The organism is Nonomuraea guangzhouensis (genome assembly GCF_019396345.1).
Classification (GTDB): Bacteria; Actinomycetota; Actinomycetes; order Streptosporangiales; family Streptosporangiaceae; genus Nonomuraea; species Nonomuraea guangzhouensis.
Genome location: NZ_JAHKRM010000002.1, coordinates 59038 through 77227 on the forward strand (window position 1 = coordinate 59038; position 18190 = coordinate 77227).

Below are 18190 nucleotides of genomic sequence, written 5' to 3' on the forward strand. Positions count from 1 at the left end.
ACAGAATTCGTACAAGGACCGGCCGGCCCCGATCTCAGCTGCTCGGCTTGTGCGTGCTCCAGTACTCGTCGGCGGCGCGCTGGATGTCCTCGAGGATCTTCTGGTAGTCGTCCGGCTTGACGACGAAGGCGCCGAAACCGTCCAGCGCGGCGGTGAGCACGGGCGGCGGCGTGGCCTCGAAGTAGCGGTTGACCAGGCGGTACTGCCCGCTGCCCGCCGCCTTGCTGACCTCCGCGATGGCCGCGTCGCTGATGGTGACCTTGGGGTTGGCCGACACGTCTCCCCGGGTGGTGGCCCACTTCTCCTGCGCGGCCGGGGTCACCCACCACTTGAGGTACTTCGTACTGGCCGCCGGGTCGGGCGCCTTGGCCAGCGAGCACAGCGGGCCGCTCTCGAAGATCATCGAGGTCTTGGGCAGCGTGGGGGTGACGTTCGGGATCGTGAAGAAGCCGTAGTCGGTGCCGGCCTTCATCTCACGCTGCGTCATGCTCGTGTTGAACCACGTGCCGAACGACACCATCGCGGTCTTGCCGGTCTTGAGGACGTCGCCCGGGTCGGTCTTGTCGCCGGGGTTGTTGAAGTAGCCGGCGTCGATCATCGACTTCCACCGCTTCATCACCTCGACCACGCCCGGATCGGTGTACTTCGCCTGGCCGGTGGAGAGGCGGTCGTACAGGTCGGGGTCGGTGCCGGCGAGCAGCTGCTCGAACCAGACGAAGGAGAACAGCACCGAGGTGTGGTAGAACGCGGGCACGCCGTTCTTCTTCAGCGTGTCGGCGATCTTGATCAGCTCGTCCCACGTGGTGGGGGGCTTGAGGCCGTACTTGTCGAAGACCTTCTTGTTGTAGAACATCCCCCAGTAGGCGGCGTTCAGCGGCACGCAGTACTGCTTCCCGCCCACTGTGTAGTACTTCGCCAGGTCCGCCGAGAGGTCGCCGTTCTTGATGGCCTCCTGCCAGAGCGCGGTCGTCTCCGCGAGCTGCTTCTGGGCGACGACCTCGGCCAGGCTGCCGCCCGTCGTCCAGGTGAACAGATCGGGCTTCACGTTGGTGCGGAAGGAGGCCTTGATGAACGCCTGGTACGTCGGCTCGTCGGTATAGCCGACCGGCTTCATCGACAGGCCGATCTGCTGCTTGGACAGGGCGCCCATCTCGTCGAAGTACTTGCTCCAGGCGCCTTTGTCGTTGTACAGCTTCAGCTCGGTCTTGGCGGTCCCCTTCGGCGTGTCGCCGGAGGAGCATCCCGTGAGGGCGAGAGGGGTGACGGTGGCGCAGATGGCGGCCATACGCAGAAGACGCGACCGGATCATGCCCGGCCTCCTGTTCGATCTTGGGGGGTGACTTACCTGAACGTCGGTGGGGAGCGCGTGATCGCGTCCGCTGAGGTGGAGCGAACCGCCGCACTATGCGTCCTTCGCCCAAGTGAAGTCATCTAATCACTTGATGTGTGGGGTGTCCAGGGTCGCCGCGGGAACCACCGCACGCCGGGTGGCCTCCCGATAGTCGCGGGGCGCCATGCCGTACTTGTCGTGGAAGAGCCGGCCGAAGTACGACTGGCCGGAGAAACCGCAGCGCTGGGCGATCGGGCCGATGCCCTCCGTCGTCGTGGTCAGCAGCAGGGCGGCGTGCTCCAGCCTGCGCCGGGCGACGAACGCGATCGGGGTGCAGCCGTAGTGCGTACGCATGGAGCGGGCCAGATGCCCCGGACTGACCGCGGCCATCGCGAGCAGCCGGGGCAGCCCCTCGCGCAGGTTCTCCTCCCGGCTCATCGCGACGCAGGCCGCCACCAGCCAGCCCGGCCGCTGGTCCACCGCCGTGCCATCGGCCCGTTCCAGCAGCGGGACCACCGCCATCCAGAGCCCGACCAGGTCGAGCACGCGGGGCACGCCGGAGTAGGCGGCCAGCACGCGGACGAACTCCGCCGCGATCGACCCCTCCGGATCGGTGCCCGCCGTCAGGGGAAGCTCGCGCCGATCCCAGTCCGCCGTACCCGCCAGCCCGGCGAGATCGGCGAAGGCGCGCCAGCGCTCACTGGGGAAGGCGATGTTGATGAACCGCATCCCGTCGGCCGCCGTTCCCGCGAACTCGTGCCGGTCGTGCGGCCGGACCAGCACCACATCACCCGCCCGCAGCGGCTGCTCCGTCTCGCCGACGCGCTGCACGCCGGCCCCGGCGGTCACGAAGACGAACTCGTGGAAATCGGCGTGACTGTGCGGCTCGGGCCGGTCGCGACCGCCGCCGCTCACGGGCACCAGCGCCGCGTGGTACGGCAGTCCGTACGCGAAATCCACCCAGTGCAGCACTGTCGGCATATCAGGAAATTAATAGTTATGGAGCGGTGAGTGCTAGTAAGTCGTGGCACAGAGGCCGAAGAATCCAGAGCGATGTCCGTTTTGTTGGCACAGGAGCACATCGTGATCAAGGAAGTCGGCCAGACCCTTCAGGACTACGACCGCGACGGCTACACGATCTTCCGGAACGTCCTCGACCCCGGACTGATCGCCGAGGCGAGCGACCACGTCGCCTGGCTCCAGGCCAAGCACCCCGACCTCAACGGCGAGGACCTGGGCACCGAACTGGTCGCCGGCGACCCGTTCTGGGTGCGGCTGGTCGGCGACGACCGGCTGCTGGACATCGCCGAGCTCTTTCTCGGCCCGGATCTCGCACTGTTCGCCTCGCACTACATCAGCAAGCCGCCCTTCTCCGGCAAGGCGGTCCTGTGGCACCAGGACGGCGCCTACTGGCCACTGGAGCCGATGCGGGTCATCACGCTCTGGCTGGCCGTCGACGAGTCCACCCCGGAGAACGGCTGCATGCGGGTGATCCCCGGCTCACACCGGGAAGCCCTGCACGAGCTGCGGCAGCGCGACGACGTCGAGAACGTGCTCGGCTCGGAGAGCGCGGTGACCGTGGACGAGTCCCAGGCCGTGGACCTGGTGCTGTCGCCCGGCGACGTGGAGGTGCACCACCCGAACATCCTGCATGCCTCCAACCCCAACCACTCCCCCAAGCGCCGCTGCGGCCTGACCATCCGCTACATCCCGACCTCGACCCGGATCACCAGCGACGAGCAGCCGTTCGTCTCCGCGCTGCTGCTCCGCGGCCGACCTGGCGCGAACGTCTACCAGCCGTTCCCGACGTACATCGAAGGCGAGCACCTGCCCTTCTCCGGCTCGGGGGGCCGCGGCTAGCGTTTCACATGCGCATCCTGCACCTGTCCGACACCCACCTCGATCGCAGCGGCGCGCCGAACGCCTTCGGCGTGGACGCCACGCAGTCGTTACGCGGCCTGCTGGCCGACCTGCGGCACGTGCGCGACGTCGACGCCATCGTCATCAGCGGGGACATCGCCGATGACGGGTCACCGGAGGCGTACATCGCCGTACGCGACCTGGTGCGCGAGTTCGCCCTGGAGCGGGATGCGCCGGTGATCTACAGCACCGGAAACCATGACGAACGCGGCGCCTTCACCCACATACTGGGCAGCGGGCACCTGACCCCGACCGGCACCGACCGAGCCGAAGCCGTCGTCACCTCCCCCGTGGCGGAACGCGCCGCGGTGAGCCTGATCGACGGCTACCGATTCATCACGCTCGACGTCTTCCACCACCCGCCCATCACGCTGGACACCGAGCTCCAGAACGCGCTGGGCCTGCAGAACCCCTCCGACCTGGCCGACGCCATACGCGGAACCGACGTACAACTCATCCTGTGCGGCCACTTCCACCTCCAGATCTTCGGTTACCTGGGGTCGGCGGCGGTCTGGGTGACCCCCGGGGTGGTCAACCGCATCGACCTGACCGGCCCGGCGCGCACCGAACGGGCCGTACGAGGCGCTTCGGCGACCCTCGTACGGCTCGGCGCCCCGCAATCGCCGCTCTTCCACACCCTCCACGCTCGCGACCCGCGGGTGGGCGAGACCGTCTACGAACTCGACGAGCACCAACTCGATGCCGTCATCAAGCGGCTCGGCCCGACGCGGCGGCGCTCGACGGCGGAATGAGTACGTGCTCTAGCCTGGGCTAGGTGCCCACAGCGCCACTACTCGACCCAGGGGTTCACTGATGGCACCGAAGGTGCCGCACAACTTGGAGGTTCACTGATGGCGCCGATCGTGGCGGTCACCCGACCGACTCTGCCGGGCACCGGCCTCGAACGGCTCGGCCAGTTCGCCGAGGTACGCCTCTGGCCCGACGACGTGAATCCGACACCTGACCAACTACGCGACCTCCTCACCGGCGCGGACGCGCTGCTGTGCCAGAACTCCGACCGTGTCGACGCGGCGGTGCTCGAAGCGGGCGAGCGGCTGCGCGTGCTGGCCCTGCCGAGCGCCGGCTACGACGGCACCGACGTCGCCGCCGCGCGGGCCCGCGGCATCATCGTCACCAACACCCCGGGCGTCCTGCACGAGACCACCGCCGACCTCGCCTTCGCCCTCATCCTGATGGCGCGGCGGGGCCTGCTCGCCGCGGCGGACCGGCTCAGAACCGGCAGGTGGACCGAGACCCGGCTGGACGCCTACCTGGGTCTCGACGTGACAGGGGCGAGCCTGGGCCTCATCGGCTACGGCGAGATCGGGCAGGCCGTGGCGCGCCGGGCGGTCGGGTTCGGCATGACCGTCCAGCACACCTTGTCCCGCAAACCCGACGACGCGCTCTCCCGGGCGGTGTCCCTGGACAAGCTCCTGAGCACCAGCGATGTGGTGTCGCTGCACGTACCGCTCACCGAGCAGACCCGCCACCTCATCGGCGCGGCCGAACTCGCATCGATGAAACCCACCGCCACCCTCGTCAACACCGCCCGCGGCGGCGTCCTCGACGAATCGGCCCTCCTCGCCGCGCTGCGGGCCGGCCGCCTCCATTCTGCGGGCCTGGACGTGTTCGACCGCGAACCACGCAACGGCGTCGGCGACCCGCTGCTGGAACACGAACGGGTGGTGGCGCTCCCGCACGTGGGCTCGGCCACGGAGGCCACCCGGGCCCGCATGATCGACCTCGCCGTGGACAACATCATCGCCGTTCTGAACGACAAGCCACCCCTCACGCCCGTTCCCTGACCGGTCGCTCCGGTGTGCGCTGATCGCCCGCTTCGTCTGTACGGCCCGATCGGCACACCGGAGGTCGGTCGCCATCGGTACGGGCAAGCGGCCGACCCGGCGTAACGACAGATCGGCTTAACGACAGATCGGCACTCGCGGAGGCGACCAGCCACCGTGTCGCGCCGTACAGCGGGCTGACCTCAGCAGGCCGGGTCATCCCGCGCATCGCGCTGAAACGGAATCGTCAGCCGGCCACAGGCAGATCCGTGTCGACCGGGACCGGGACGGGCGCCGGTTCGAACCTGCAGTGGTGATGGTGGCCGCAGTGGTGATGGTGATGGTGGTGGTGGCGATGACCAGGGTCCACCTCGATCCTGGTCGCCGACGACGCGGGTGTCAGGGTCTGCGTCACAGCCGGCGTCGGCGTCGGCGTGCGGGTGACCGTTGGCGTAGGCCTCGGTGTTCGCGTCACTGACGCGGTAGGCGTCGGTGTGCGGGTCACGGTTGGCCTGGTAGTCGGCGCCAACGCTGGCGGCGCCGTGTGGACCACGTTCGGGGTCACCTTTGGAGTGACCACGGGTGTCAGCTTCGGGACGACCAGGGGCGTCACCTTCGGCGTCACCTTCGGGATCGCCAGGGGCGTCGCCATTGGAGCCACCTTCGGGGTCGCCTTGGGCGTCGCCATCGGAGCCACCTTCGGCGTCACCTTGGGTGTCGCCTTGGGTGTCACCGGGCGGATCACCGTCGGCATACCAGTCGGTGCGACCGCCAGCCCCCCATCGGGACACACCGGCGGCGCCACCAAGGGACACGCCTTCGAGGAAGCAGCCGTGGAAGCGGTCGGAGCGACCGTCGGCGCGCCACCCATCACCGCCGTCGAACCCCCAGTGGGCGTCACCATCGGACACCCCGCCGGAACCGCCTTGGAACAAGCCCCGGACGGCACCACCGGACACCCCGACGACGCCACCATCGGACAAGCCGGAGACGCCGCCACCGGACACCCTGACGACTCCGCCTTGGGACACGCCGGAGACGGTGCCACCGGACACCCCGACGACACCGCCATCGGACACGCCTCAGACGGCGCCATCGGTGTCACCGTGGGTTCGGGAGCGCAATTGTGTTTGATGATCGCGGTCGGGCTCACCTGCTCATTACAAGCCAGCACCCGGCCATCGACCGTCGTCCCGCTGGTCACCGAGATCGACGACAGAGCGAGGACGGTGCCGATGAAGGTGGAGTTCGTGCCCAGCGTCACCGAGCTGCCCACCTGCCAGAACACGTTACATGCCTGAGCACCACCGGTAAGGATGACCTCGCTGGCTGAGGAGGTCACGAACGTGGAGGCGATTTGGAAGATGAAGACGGCATCGGGATCGCCCTCGGCATCAAGGGTGACCGTGCCGTTCAGTTCGAGCGAGGATGTGGACTTGTAGATGCCAGGGACGAGCGTCCTGTCGTCGAGGTCGCCTGAGACGCGGTGGGTCGGGGTTCGACGGGCTTTCTTGTAGGCGGCGGCCAAGTCGGCCTGTGCTTTGAGTGCCGCGGCGTCGGCCGCGCGCCGCGCGCCGATCAGCCGGCCCGGCGCGAGTCCGGTCACCGCGCTGCCCGGACTCACCCCCAGATCACCGGAGATGATGCTCGAACCGGCGTTCTTGACGGTAGCTCCGGTCAGGACCGCGAATTTCCCGGCGGCCGCGAAACCTACGTGTGATTCAGCGGCCTTCGCACTGGTTTGCAATGCGACCAGCGAAGCCCCGGCGAGGATGAATACGAAAGCCCCCGCCAGCAGAGAGGCCCATCGCGACCGTCCATAGTCTACTTCCATTTAGCGAATCTTTCCTCTAGGGAGAGCGCGCCGGATACAGCCGACTGCCACAAGTGCAGAGTCCAGACCGCCCGGGCCACGGAAGTCCCCAAACAGCCGAAGATCCCTGCCTCGCAATTCGGCATGTTATCCGGGGTGATCAACGACCACCTACAGCCGACCGGCAAAAGGAAAGCAAAGCCTCTATCAGTTTTCAGCCAAGGAACAAGCCACCCGATAAACAGACTTTTCTCAAAGGGCGCCAAAAGCGCAATGACTCAGCGCGCCAAGGTCGCCGGCCATACGCAGCCTGCCACCGTCCACCGAGGATCAGCGAATCCCTGGCAATTACGTAGGTCTCCGACCCCGTCGGGCTCAGCGGGGATCGGTGACGCAGAATTCGTTTCCCTCCGGATCGCGCATGATCGTCCAGGTATCGAACTCGCGCACCACTGATGCGCCGTGGGTGATCAGCCGGTTGATCTCGGCACGTCGGTCGATGGCGACAACGTCGAGATGGACGCGGTTGCCGGTGGCCTTCCGATCGGTGACCTCACTGAAGAACAAGATCGGCCCAGGGCCGTCCAGCGCCACATTCGGGTCGGTGTCGGGAGTCCGCCCGAGTCTGGCAAGTCGCTCGATCTCGGCGTCGTCGTACGGGCGAACCTGATAGCCGTCGAGCACCTCCGCCCAGAACCGTGCCAGCGCGGGTGCCCGCTCACAGTGAAACACGATCTCCCGTAACACCGCCACGCGCCGCCCCCTCGTTCCTGGACCTATGCCATCCAGAGGACTGTACGTCGGATGGCGATCTTTTGGCCTACCAGTGGAGCGGCGTGAAGTCCGGGGACGGTCATTGCGGCGTCTCTTGTGCAGGTCGCCCTTGGACGGACGTACGGCCGTTGACCGCGACACGCGCACCCGCCCGGGCCACCCGCGATGGCCGCCCCGATGCCCTGCGTGGATCCCGTGACCAGCGCGGTCTTCCCAGTGAGATCGATGAACATACGGCCCCTTCCCTCCGCGCGAGGGAGCATCCCAATGGCATGACCATGGCGGCCTCTATCACTTATCAGTTAAGCATCAGGTCGCCAAATAAACAGACTTGTCCTGGTCTTGCGGATACCTGATAGCCGGGAGCGCGATGACGCATGAATTAAGGTCGCCAGTGCCATACATAGACTGTCTCCTATTGGAGGTTTCCTTGCCTGATCGATTTGGCGTCAACAAGCCGATCGCCTGGAGCGCGGCCTTGGCCGCCACAATGAGCTTGGCCACGGCCTGCGGAACAACCACGGCACCCCCACAGCAAGCACCACCAGCCGCCGCGCCTCGCCAGCAAATCCTTCCGGCACCTGTGTCGGCCGAACAACTAGCGCAATTGCCGCATGCCACGACCTACGCGAAATTGCGCGGAGCACCGAAAGATGCCACGCCCTTCGCCCCGGCGAAAGGACGCGTGACGCACCCCAAGCAGCCGCAGGTGGTTTACGCCCACCCCGGCGGACCGCCGGTGGCGATATTGCCGACCAGGACGCTGGGCGGCCCGATGTGGGTCCCCGTGGTGGAGAAGCGGACAGGGTGGGTACGCGTTCTGCTGCCGAGCCGGCCGAACCGGTCAACAGGCTGGATCTATGAGGCAGGCGGCGGATTGCGGAATGCCTACAGCGCCTACGACGTACGCATCGACTTGTCCGCTCACCGGCTCAAGGTGTTCCAGTCCGCTCGCGAGGTGGGAAGGTGGAAGGTCGCCGTAGGCGCCCCGTCAACGCCCACGCCATTGGGACGGACGTTCCTGCTCGCCTCGCTGATTCCCAAGCATGCGACGTACAGCCCACGCATGCTCCCATTGGGCACGCACTCGACCGTTCTCCGCACCTTCAGCGGCGGACCCGGCACGATCGCCGTGCACGGCTGGCCGGACAGATCCGTGTTCGGCCGAGAGATCAGTCACGGTTGCGTGCGCGTCCCAGCCCCTGCCCTGCGCATCCTGTCCCGTATCCCGCTGGGCAGTTCGGTCCTCATCAAGCGATGAAAGGATGCAAATATTTGCAATTCATTAATGCCGTATCCCACTCCGGACCACGGCGAGCGGACACGGGGACTGGTGCAGCATGGCGTGGCTGACCGAGCCCATGACCAGCCCGGCGAAGGCACCATACCCGTGCGACCCGACCACGAGCAGGTCCGCACCTTCGGCGGCCTGACGCAGCACCTCGACGGGGTGGCCGCGCACGGCCTCCTCGATCACGTCGGCATCGGGATGCGCTTCGCGATATCCCGCCAGCACCTCGCGCAGTACGAACAGCCCGCCCCGCTCAGCCCTGTCCGAAGGGTCCGCGGGCTCCGAGGCCTCGAACCCCCGCCAAGCATGGACGACCCGCAGACTCGCGCCACGCAGCCCCGCCTCGGCGAAGGCGAAGTCGAGCACCCGGCTGCGCGACTCCGGCGAGCCGTCCACCGCCGCCACCAGTTCGCCACGGGACTGGGCCGGCAGTTGCCGTACGACGACCACGTCGCACGCGGCATGCCCGGCCACCCCGTAGGCCACCGACCCCACCAGCAGCCCGCGCACTCCCCCGAGCCCGTGGCTGCCGATGACCAGCAGCTCGGCCTCCTTCGCCGCCTTGATCAGCGCGACCCGGGGATCGCCGGGCAGGAGCACCGTCGTGATGCTGATCTTCGGCTGTTCGCGGCGGGCCCGGTCCTCGGCCGCGGCCAGCACCATCTCGCCACCGTCGCGCATCCACTTGGCCACCGCCGCGTACCGGCCCGACTGGGCCTCGCAGACCCAGCCCGGCATGGCGTGCGCCACGGTCAGTGGCACCCCTCGCAGCGCGGCCTCCATGGCGGCCCATCCGGCGGCCTCGAGCCCCGCTCGCGAGCCGTCCACCCCGACGATGATCACGCGTCGCCCCCTTCACACGCCCCCTTCCCATGACATCGCCCTCCGGTGAGATGGCCAAGCGCCAAACGTCCTCCCAGGTCAGGACCTTGGCCCCTTGCGCGGAGCATGCGCGACGCCCACCCTGCGGGCGAGGGTGGGCGTGGCACGGTCGGGAGAGCTACCGCAGGTACGGGTTGCGCTGGATGATCGGCGACCGGCCGAGTCCGAGGGTGGTTCCGGCGTTCGCGAGCGCCAGGCCGATCAGCACGATCGAGTAGATGATGTGCTCGTCCATGAACGGGTTGTTGGCCAGAGGCAGTTCGGCCGCCCACATCAGGACCAGCATGAGCGTGCCGGTGACGGCGGCGATCCGGAGGCCGACGCCCAGGATGAGCGCGGCGCCGATGCCCAGCAGGCCGAGCATGAACAGCCAGTCCACCCACGGCTGCCCGGCCAGGCCGGAGAAGAAGCCGCCGAGCGCGTTCTCGCCGGTGCCCTTGAGGAACCCGGTCGTCGGGCTGCCGCCCGAGAGCCAGGCGTTCTTGGCGGGGGTGGCGAACCCCCAGCCGAAGGTCTTGTCCAGGAACGCCCACAGGAAGATCCAGCCGATCGAGATCCGGGCGACCGCCCAGACACGGTCGACCGGGCGGAGCGCCGTCTCGCTGAGATCGGTGTTCATGACGGGGTTGGCGGCGCTGGTCATGACGTTCCCCTTTCTTTCCCTGGTTTTCTTATGGCTTGAGCACACTCCTTTCTTGGTCGCGGAGGCAGTGCCGTACGGCCCGCCGTACCGGGACCTTCGGCCCTGAAGCCGACGGATCACCATCCCCCCGCCGACGGGACTTACGGCCCTACCGGGCACCCGGCCCCGGAGCTGTGATGAAGGCACCGGAACCGCTCAGACACCCGAGGAGATCGCCATGACCGTGACCCTCGACGACGACAACCGCGTCACGGGCGTGGTGTCCGAGGCGGATCTGCTGGCCAAGGAGGAGTTCAGGGAGGTCGCGCTCCCGACGAAGTCGGGAGCTTCTCAAGCGACCGACTCGCCGAACGGAGTGAGGCCATAAGCAGGGAGGTCGCGCTCCCGACGAAGTCGGGAGCTTCTCAAGCGACCGACTCGCCGAACGGAGTGAGGCCATAAGCAGGGAGGTCGCTGGAAGCTCAGTGCAGCACGACGACGTCCTCGACATCCCGGGGCCCTCAAAGCAGCGGCGGGGTGGCGATGAGGTCCTCGGTGTCGTAGGTCAGCTCGGAGACGACGTCCACCACCCCCTCGACCTCGCGGATCCTCTCCACCAGGGCCACGGTCTGCGACTTGCGGCGCACCTTCCCGCCGATCGTCACGACGGCCCTGTCGACCTCGACCGAGAACGCCTCGCGGTCCGGCAGCAGCGCGGCTATGTCGGCGAGCACGTCGGCGGCCGGGCGGACGAAGACCCGCAGCACGTCCCTCTGGTGCAGGGTGCCGCAGATGTGCCCGGTGGCCGGGTCGACCACCGGCAGCTGCCTGATGCGCTTGTCGTGCATCAACCGCGCCGCGTCACGGACGGACGTGTCGGGGGTGACGGTGATCGCCGGCGCGGTCATCAGCTCGGCCGCCTTCACGCCGGCCGCCTTCTGATGCTCCTGCCGCCGCGTACGCGACTCGAACATCGAGACGCTGTGCCGTACCGGGTCCGTCTCCTTGAGCAGCAGGTCGTCCTCGGAGACCACGCCCACGGGCCGTCTCTCGGCGTCGATCACGGTGACCGCCCCGACCGCGTAGCGCTCCATGGCCGCGACGATGTCGAGGAACGACGAGTCTTCGAGGACGGCGATGGCCACGCGGCCCATGACGTCCTTGACCAGGATTGTCATTGTTCGTACCTCGCTTTCCCTTCTCACGTTCCTCCGCGGCGGCCGGTCTCGGCAGCGCCGAAAGTCCCTAATTCGCCGGCCAAGGGACCCTAAGCCACCTTTGACCTGCTAAAAGGCCGCGATCCGGGCAGGAAGGAAAGACACCACCGGACTAGGAGACGATCATGGCAGCCACCGGCGACCTCGGGCGTCGCATCGCCCATCACCGCGAGCGGCTCGGTCTGACCCTCGAACAGGTCGCCGAGCGCGCTGACATGTCACCCGGCTACCTCCAGTACCTGGAAGAACATCCCGGCACCCCCACCGCCGAGGCCATGTACCGGCTGGCCGGAGCCTTGGAGACCAGCGTCGAAGACCTCCTCGGCGGCGCCGTCGACCGGCCACCGGGCCGTGGCCGGGCCAGAACGGCTCCGACGCTGCAGAGCCTGGACCGCGAGGAATGCCTCAAGCTGATCGAGCCCGGCGGCATCGGCCGGGTGGCCTTCAACGGCTCCCACGGCCCGACCGTGCTGCCGGTCAACTACGAGCTGCACGAGGGCTCCATCATCTTCCGCACCGCCTCGGGCGGCCCCATGGACCAGGACCTGCGTACCGGCCTGGAAGGCGTGGAGATCAAGGTCGGCTTCGAGGTGGACCAGATCGACGAGGCCCAGCGCGAGGGCTGGAGCGTGCTCGTGCAGGGCCCCGCCCACCACATACCTCCCGACGAGCTGCCGGAGGTCACCGTCACCCCCTGGGCGGGCGGCGAACGCCACCTGTACGTCCGCATCAGCCCGCAGCAGGTCACCGGCCGCCGCATCCACAACCTCTGATCGCGAAGCGCGGGATCGAACCAGAACCCCGGCCGCGCCGTATCTGACCATGTGAGCGCCGATCAGATCGGACCCGCCGGCCGCGTCGTGCGCGCCGCGGTGTTCGCGGTCGCCTGCGTGTACGCCGCGCTCGGCATGCACGTGCTGGCCGGTGGCCCGCGCGCCGGGCTGGGGATCGTCGCCGCCGCCACCGCCATGACCGGCGCGGGGGCCTACGTCCTCGCGCGCCGACGGCGGAGCATGGGGACGCTGCTGGCCGCCTCCTTCGCCGCGCAGTACGGCATGCACCACCTCTTCGGTTCGGCCGTCCCGTTGACGGGACACCACGAAGGCGGGCTGTCCGCGGGGCTCGGGATGCTGACGGCGCACGTGCTGGTCGCGACGCTGTCGGCCTGGTGGCTGGAGCGCGGCGAGACGGCGCTGGCCACCCTCCTGTCCCTGCTGGCCTGCTCGCTCCGCGACCTGTGGCGGCCGCTCACCGATGCGCTCGCGCCGCCCGCGACGACGCGCCGCGTGGCGCCGGTCGTGGCGGTCGCGCCCGCCATCCGCGCGTCCCAGGTGCTGGCCTGGGCGCTGTGCCGCCGGGGGCCGCCTCAGTAGGCAGGCGACGCTGTCGCGCTGCTCCGCTGATCCTTACCGGCACCGTGTGTCGCCGGGTATGACCGCGTGGATCGCCGTCGTACCCCGGGCACCGCACGTCCGGTCCGTCATGACCGTACGACGACCGCGGTATGCCCCGTGCGTCCGGTCATGACCGCCCCCGCTGTTCGCGCGCCTTCGGCGTGCGCGTCTCCGGAACGGAGAAGTTCATGACCTCTGTAGAGGTACGGCCGGAAACCAGCCTGCCCACCACCCCGGTCCTGTCGTCCCAGCGCTACCGCGTCGTCTGGCGCTGGCATTTCTACGCCGGGCTGTTCGTCGCGCCCGTCCTGCTCGTCCTCGCCGTGACCGGATCGATCTACCTGTTCAAGGAGCCGTTCGAGGCGTGGCACTACGCCGACGTCCGTACGCTCGCCGCACCCGTGACCGCGGCCCGGCCCCTGTCGGAGCAGGTCGCGGCCGCCCGGCAGGCCCGGCCCGGCGCGGCCGTCATGTCGGTCATCCCGCCCACCGCCCCGGACCGGACCACCCGGGTGATCCTTCAGGGCGCCGACGCCGGGCCGTGGGCCCAGGGCATCTCGGTCTACGTCGACCCGTCCACGTCCCGTGTGGTCGGGCAGATCGACGACGCGACCACCTTCATGCGGGTCGTACGCACCATCCACGGCGAACTGATGTCGGGCACCATAGGCGACCGGGTCGTGGAGATCGCCGCGTGCTGGGCGCTGATCCTCGTGGCCACCGGCACGTACCTGTGGTGGAGCGGCCGCCGTACCCACAAGCGGGCCAAACGGTCGGGCCGCGGCCGGCTGCGCCGCCTGCACACTCTCACCGGAGTCGGCGCCGGGGCGGCGGTCGTCTTCCTCGTCCTCTCCGGCCTGCCCTGGTCGGGCGTGTGGGGTGACGGCCTGCAGCGCATCCAGGACAGCACCGGTTCGACCTACCCCAGCGCGGACGCCTTCCCCCACACCTCGACGCTCTCCGGAGACCTGTCCACCAACCCCGACGCCAAGGTGCCCTGGTCGGCCGAACGGCTTCCCGTACCGCAGTCCGACGGCCACGCCGCGCACGAGAGCGCCGGCGGCGTGCTGCAACCGCGTGCCCTGCCCATCGAGCGGGCCCTGGCCGCCGCCCGTCCGGTCCTGCGTGACTGCCGGCCGGCCGAATGCGACATCAAGATCCTCCTCCCGGCTGACGCGAAGGGCGTCTACACCGTCGTGACCGACAACCGCCGCGACCCGGCCGCGGCCCAGACGCTCCACATCGACCAGTACAGCGGCAGGGTGCTGGTCTCCTACGGCTGGGCCGAGTACGGCATCATGGCCAAAGCCGTCGAACAGGGCATCGCCCTGCACGAGGGCCGCCGCTACGGCACCGCCAACCTGATCGTCATGCTCGGCGCCTGCCTGGCCCTGATCACGCTCGTGGTCACCGGCGCGTGGATGTGGTGGAAGCGCCGCCCGCGCGGGCGCGCCGGGGCGCCGGCCCGCGCCACCAACAGGCGGACCACGTACGGAGTGATCGCCATCATGGCGGCGCTCGGCCTGCTGTTCCCGCTCGCGGGCGCCACCATGGTGGTCGTGCTGCTGCTCGACTGGCTGGTGCTGCGGCGGGTCCCGGCGGTCGCGCGGGTGATCGGCTGACGCCGGTCAGGGTTCCCGATAGTCGGCGGCGACCCCGATCAGCGAAATGAGGCCGGAGGCGAACTCCATCGCCTCCGCGTGCCCCTCGCTGAACGGCGACTGGAAGCCCACTCCCTCCCACTTCTGGGTGGCGGGGTTCCACAGGTCGCTGCCGACCTCGAAGTCCCACCCGAAGATGCCGTGGTCGTACCAGAGCTCGTCCGCGGAGTTGCCCGCCGCCGAATACAGCACGTCGGTCACCGGCCCGGTCTGCTGGGGCCAGGTGACCGTGCCGCGTTCGGCGGCGATGGCCTGCTCGATGGTGCGGGCCGAGCGCAGGAAGTACGCCTCCTGCCGGGTCGTGGGCCGGGGCAGGGTGACCCGGCCGTCGAGCTTGTAGGCGCCGGGCGGCCACATGAAGTACCCGCCGTAGCTGTGGACGTTCATCGCGAACTTGATGTTGCGGTACCTCTGCGCCAGCCAGATGACGTTGCGGCTCTCGGGCTCGGAATGCTCGGCGGGCCCGGCGAACGTACCGTTCTGGCAGTTGGCCGAGGCGCCGAAGTACCCGTCGGACAGCGAGCCCACGGCGTAGTTGCGATTGACGTCCACGCCCCAGGTATTGCGCTGTGCCGGGTCGGACTGCTGCGCCGGGCAGTGGTTGGTCATGTTCTTACGCTGGGAGTTGAAGTCGTAGAAGCTGTAGTTGGCGCCGTCGGGGTTGACCGTGGGGACGATGAAGATGTCGGTGCGGTTCAGCAGCTCGCGGGTCGCCGCGTCGCGCGGGTAGTTGCGCAGCAGCCGCTCCGCCGCCTCGATGGTGACCAGCGGCCCCACCCATTCCCGGGCGTGTTCCTGGGCGTAGGCGAGCACTCCGGTACGCGAGCCGTCACGATGGACGCCGACGCGCAGCGCCAGCACCCGCCACGGCGCGCGGGAGACGTCGGCCGGCGCCTTGAGGAAGTCGCTGAGCTGGGTGATCGGCGCGGGCGCCATGACGCCCAGCCCCGCGTCCGTGCGGTAGGTCGTGGCCTTGACGGCGATGCCCGGCGTCGCGTTGATCGCCGCAACCACCTGGGCGGCGGTGCTGGTGGGCGTGCCGGAGCCGTCGGTCGCCAGGCTGACCGTGATCTGCTTGCCGTTCACCGTCACCTGTAACGGCCGGTCGGCGGCGCCGGGATTGACGAGCTCGATGGCCAGGTCGTTGCCGCCCTCGGAGCCGTAGGCGTTCGAGGTGACCACGACGGCGGCGCCGGGCACGGCACCGATCAGGGCTTGGGCACGCCGCCGGTAGCCGTTGGTCGGGTTCGGCAGCGTGATGATGTCGGTGAGCTTGGGGAAGCGCTGGTGCAGCGCCTTGACCCGCTCGTTGAGCTGCGTCGGCGGCATGTACTGGCTGACGAAGTCCTTCTGGTAGCCGGGACCCGTGCGGTCGGGCCGCTCGCCGTCGGGCCACTCCTTGACCCGTGCCTCCGCCTTGCCACCGGCCGCCGACGTGACGGTGATCCACTGCGGCTGGTTCTCCGCCGGCACCGGAGTGCTGAGCTGGTGACCCAGGTACGCGCCCGCATCGACGTACGGCACCATCGGCGCCTGCCCGCTGGAACCGCGCCGGCCCGTCCAGCTCGCGCTGAGCACGGCCGCCGCCCCGGCGTTGCTGGACGCCTCGACCGACAGGAAGTACCCGTCGCGGGTCTTGAACCAGACCGCCCGCTCGATGACCAGCTGGTCCTGCGCGGCGCCGCTCTTCGGCGTCCGCTGGGCCGGTGTTCCGGTCGCCAACGTGGCGCCGAGCGACCCGAGCTGCGAGAGCTGACTCGGTGTGACGACGGCGTCGACCTGGACGCTGCCGTCCGCCTGCGGCCGTACCCGCTCGGTGAGGTCGGCCCCCGAGGCCACCAGCCGCTCCATCGTGGCCTGGTCCGGCACGGAGAGCGTGACCAGAGAGGCCGGCTCCGGGTCGGCCGGCCCGGCGACCGCCGGGACGGACGTCCCCGAGGTCAGGGATGTCGTAAGAAGAACGATCGCCACAACGACCGCGGACGCCCGTAAGCCACGCATCGGCTCCTCCTGGATCACCGGTATGGAGATCAGTGAAAGCCGACTTGACGAAACAGGCAAGACCCACTCAAAAGAGGTGTATCGGTCGAACTACCGCGGGAGTTGTATCCCGGAGCGGTCTTGCGGATAAAAGTTGACCTCTATCTCAAACCGGCGGTTGACGCGCAAAACGACGTCGCTTCGTAGCTTGAGGCGCGGTTTCCCATGCGCTTTTGAGGAGAAGTGATGCGACATTCCCCGCGCTGGTTGGCGCGCGCACTGGCCGGATTACTGCTGATCGCCGGAGCGGTCGTGGTCCCGGCGGCCGCGGCGCAGGCCGAGACGTGTTCGACGAGCCTGCCCCTTCCCGACGGCTACGGCATCACCTGCGTACGCGTGGACCGGCACCCGCAGGCCGACGGGTCCGAGCTGCGGGACGTCACGATGACGTCCACGGCGATCTTCCAGGCGTCCGGCGGCACTCCGGCGATCAGCCCGCTGGCCCAGCCGATCACCGTACGGATCTACCTGCCCGACGACTACGACCCGGACCGGAGCGCCCCCTACCGGTCGCTCTACCTGATCAACGGTGGCGGGGACAACTACGACGAGTGGACGACGAAGGCCGATCTGGTGTCCCTGATGGCCGACGTGCCGGACTATGACGGCATCGTGGTGATGCCGACCGGCGGGATGACCGGCTGGTACAGCGACTGGGCCGGCCGCACGGACGGATATTTCTCGCCCAAGTGGGAGACGTACCACATCTCGCAGCTCATCCCGTGGATCGACGCCAACTTCAACACCATCACCGACCGATCCGGGCGCGGGCTGGCCGGGATCTCGATGGGCGGCTTCGGCACGCTCAAGTACGCCGCCGCGCACCCCGACGTGTTCTCGGTCATCGGCGCCATCTCCCCGGGCACCGACCTGCGGGCCCCGGCCGCCCAGCGGACGATCTCCAACTCCATGTGGCTGTCCGGCGCCGCGATCAACCTGTTGGATCGGGGTGTATACCGCGTCAACAAGTACGAGAACGGCATCCTGGTGCTCGACCAGGACCAGCAGCGGCGCTACCGGCTGGACACCCTGTTCGGGCCGCACACCACCGCCGTCGTGGACGGCACGACGGTCGACGACTGGCCGGCCGCCAACCCGGCCGAACTGGCGACGCAGGGCAAGTACGCACCGTACAGCGGCAAGTTCGGCCTGTACGCGGGCGGCTGCGTGGACCTTCCCGGCCCGCCCGACCGGCCCGAGTACGCCAACGGCCACCAGCCGGCCCCGGCCGAGTGCGCCTACGACACCGACACCGATGCCGACGCCCCGATGGCCGGCGAGGCCATGCTCGGCGCGTACGCGAGCGTCTTCGACACCACGCTGACCAGCCTGGGAGTCGACCACCGGTACTGCTACGGCACCGGCGGGCACGACTGGAACTCCTGGCCCGCCAACCTGGTGGACTTCCTCCAGTACGCGTACGGCACGGCCCCGGCTCGCTGCCCCAACGCGTAGCAGGTTG

General features: G+C 68.8%; 17 protein-coding genes. 9 read left to right on the forward strand and 8 right to left on the reverse strand.

The annotated features are described in order from the left end of the window. Positions 1-34: 34 nt before the first annotated feature. Both KME78_RS03285 and KME78_RS03290 read right to left on the reverse strand, forming a co-directional pair. The gene (locus KME78_RS03285) at positions 35-1309 is read right to left on the reverse strand and encodes an ABC transporter substrate-binding protein (protein ID WP_219527238.1); all 1275 of its coding nucleotides are present in this window, start codon (positions 1307-1309) and stop codon (positions 35-37) included. 126 nt (positions 1310-1435) lie between these two features. Continuing rightward, positions 1436-2311 carry an AraC family transcriptional regulator gene (locus KME78_RS03290; RefSeq protein WP_219527239.1) on the reverse strand — a complete coding sequence of 292 codons (876 nt, stop codon included), beginning with the start codon at positions 2309-2311 and terminating at the stop codon, positions 1436-1438. A 102-nt stretch (positions 2312-2413) separates the two neighbouring features. Here KME78_RS03290 and KME78_RS03295 point away from each other — a divergent pair, with 102 nt between their 5' ends. The 3 genes from KME78_RS03295 (at position 2414) to KME78_RS03305 (ending at position 5055) form a co-directional block, all read left to right on the forward strand. Beyond that, a complete protein-coding gene (locus KME78_RS03295) occupies positions 2414-3190 on the forward strand; it encodes a phytanoyl-CoA dioxygenase family protein (RefSeq protein ID WP_308126790.1) in 777 nt (258 codons plus the stop codon). A gap of 8 nt (positions 3191-3198) precedes the next feature. After that, positions 3199-4002: a metallophosphoesterase family protein gene (locus tag KME78_RS03300; RefSeq protein WP_219527241.1), complete on the forward strand. Its 804-nt coding sequence runs from the start codon at positions 3199-3201 to the stop codon at positions 4000-4002. A 99-nt stretch (positions 4003-4101) separates the two neighbouring features. Continuing rightward, positions 4102-5055: a 2-hydroxyacid dehydrogenase gene (locus tag KME78_RS03305; protein WP_219527242.1), complete on the forward strand. Its 954-nt coding sequence runs from the start codon at positions 4102-4104 to the stop codon at positions 5053-5055. Positions 5056-5281: 226 nt separating this feature from the next. Here KME78_RS03305 and KME78_RS67825 read toward each other — a convergent pair whose 3' ends face one another. After that, entirely contained in the window at positions 5282-6868 is a 1587-nt protein-coding gene (locus KME78_RS67825; RefSeq protein ID WP_219527243.1) for an ice-binding family protein, read from the reverse strand. 354 nt (positions 6869-7222) lie between these two features. Then, entirely contained in the window at positions 7223-7600 is a 378-nt protein-coding gene (locus tag KME78_RS03315; RefSeq protein ID WP_219527244.1) for a VOC family protein, read from the reverse strand. A 391-nt stretch (positions 7601-7991) separates the two neighbouring features. On the opposite strand from KME78_RS03315, the gene ldt-CoaP reads away from it, so the two are divergent. Then, entirely contained in the window at positions 7992-8882 is an 891-nt protein-coding gene (gene ldt-CoaP, locus KME78_RS68505; protein ID WP_504740158.1) for a L,D-transpeptidase, choice-of-anchor protein P-associated, read from the forward strand. Between the two features lie 24 nt (positions 8883-8906). Here the strand turns inward: ldt-CoaP and KME78_RS66975 are convergent, their stop codons facing one another. Then, the gene (locus KME78_RS66975; protein WP_219527245.1) at positions 8907-9755 is read right to left on the reverse strand and encodes a universal stress protein; all 849 of its coding nucleotides are present in this window, start codon (positions 9753-9755) and stop codon (positions 8907-8909) included. 157 nt (positions 9756-9912) lie between these two features. Beyond that, positions 9913-10437, reverse strand: coding sequence for a hypothetical protein (locus tag KME78_RS03330; RefSeq protein ID WP_219527246.1), 525 nt, complete (start codon positions 10435-10437; stop codon positions 9913-9915). A 217-nt stretch (positions 10438-10654) separates the two neighbouring features. On the opposite strand from KME78_RS03330, the gene KME78_RS03335 reads away from it, so the two are divergent. Further along, on the forward strand, positions 10655-10804 hold the full coding sequence (locus KME78_RS03335) for a hypothetical protein (protein WP_219527247.1): 150 nt from the start codon (positions 10655-10657) through the stop codon (positions 10802-10804). 133 nt (positions 10805-10937) lie between these two features. Here KME78_RS03335 and KME78_RS03340 read toward each other — a convergent pair whose 3' ends face one another. After that, positions 10938-11594: a CBS domain-containing protein gene (locus tag KME78_RS03340; RefSeq protein ID WP_219527248.1), complete on the reverse strand. Its 657-nt coding sequence runs from the start codon at positions 11592-11594 to the stop codon at positions 10938-10940. 164 nt (positions 11595-11758) lie between these two features. Here KME78_RS03340 and KME78_RS03345 point away from each other — a divergent pair, with 164 nt between their 5' ends. The 3 genes from KME78_RS03345 (at position 11759) to KME78_RS03355 (ending at position 14649) form a co-directional block, all read left to right on the forward strand. Continuing rightward, entirely contained in the window at positions 11759-12406 is a 648-nt protein-coding gene (locus KME78_RS03345) for a helix-turn-helix domain-containing protein (RefSeq protein WP_219527249.1), read from the forward strand. Positions 12407-12457: 51 nt separating this feature from the next. Continuing rightward, the gene (locus KME78_RS03350; RefSeq protein WP_219527250.1) at positions 12458-13006 is read left to right on the forward strand and encodes a hypothetical protein; all 549 of its coding nucleotides are present in this window, start codon (positions 12458-12460) and stop codon (positions 13004-13006) included. 209 nt (positions 13007-13215) lie between these two features. After that, positions 13216-14649, forward strand: coding sequence for a PepSY-associated TM helix domain-containing protein (locus KME78_RS03355; RefSeq protein WP_219527251.1), 1434 nt, complete (start codon positions 13216-13218; stop codon positions 14647-14649). Positions 14650-14655: 6 nt separating this feature from the next. On the opposite strand, the gene KME78_RS03360 is transcribed toward KME78_RS03355, so the two are convergent. Further along, on the reverse strand, positions 14656-16689 hold the full coding sequence (locus KME78_RS03360) for a M14 family zinc carboxypeptidase (protein WP_219527252.1): 2034 nt from the start codon (positions 16687-16689) through the stop codon (positions 14656-14658). A gap of 225 nt (positions 16690-16914) precedes the next feature. Between KME78_RS03360 and KME78_RS03365 the strand changes: the two genes are divergently transcribed. Then, entirely contained in the window at positions 16915-18183 is a 1269-nt protein-coding gene (locus KME78_RS03365; protein ID WP_219527253.1) for an alpha/beta hydrolase, read from the forward strand. The last annotated feature ends 7 nt before the right edge of the window (positions 18184-18190 follow it).

Excerpts from the sequence above, each read along its gene's own strand:
- KME78_RS67825 (WP_219527243.1), bottom strand. The coding sequence starts at position 6,868 with ATGGAAGTAGACTATGGACGGTCGCGATGGGCCTCTCTGCTGGCGGGG.
- KME78_RS03285 (WP_219527238.1), bottom strand. The coding sequence starts at position 1,309 with ATGATCCGGTCGCGTCTTCTGCGTATGGCCGCCATCTGCGCCACCGTC.
- ldt-CoaP (WP_504740158.1), top strand. The coding sequence starts at position 7,992 with ATGACGCATGAATTAAGGTCGCCAGTGCCATACATAGACTGTCTCCTA.
- KME78_RS03305 (WP_219527242.1), top strand. The coding sequence starts at position 4,102 with ATGGCGCCGATCGTGGCGGTCACCCGACCGACTCTGCCGGGCACCGGC.
- KME78_RS03360 (WP_219527252.1), bottom strand. The coding sequence starts at position 16,689 with ATGCGTGGCTTACGGGCGTCCGCGGTCGTTGTGGCGATCGTTCTTCTT.
- KME78_RS03340 (WP_219527248.1), bottom strand. The coding sequence starts at position 11,594 with ATGACAATCCTGGTCAAGGACGTCATGGGCCGCGTGGCCATCGCCGTC.
- KME78_RS03355 (WP_219527251.1), top strand. The coding sequence starts at position 13,216 with ATGACCTCTGTAGAGGTACGGCCGGAAACCAGCCTGCCCACCACCCCG.
- KME78_RS03290 (WP_219527239.1), bottom strand. The coding sequence starts at position 2,311 with ATGCCGACAGTGCTGCACTGGGTGGATTTCGCGTACGGACTGCCGTAC.
- KME78_RS03330 (WP_219527246.1), bottom strand. The coding sequence starts at position 10,437 with ATGACCAGCGCCGCCAACCCCGTCATGAACACCGATCTCAGCGAGACG.
- KME78_RS03345 (WP_219527249.1), top strand. The coding sequence starts at position 11,759 with ATGGCAGCCACCGGCGACCTCGGGCGTCGCATCGCCCATCACCGCGAG.
- KME78_RS03300 (WP_219527241.1), top strand. The coding sequence starts at position 3,199 with ATGCGCATCCTGCACCTGTCCGACACCCACCTCGATCGCAGCGGCGCG.
- KME78_RS03335 (WP_219527247.1), top strand. The coding sequence starts at position 10,655 with ATGACCGTGACCCTCGACGACGACAACCGCGTCACGGGCGTGGTGTCC.
- KME78_RS03365 (WP_219527253.1), top strand. The coding sequence starts at position 16,915 with ATGCGACATTCCCCGCGCTGGTTGGCGCGCGCACTGGCCGGATTACTG.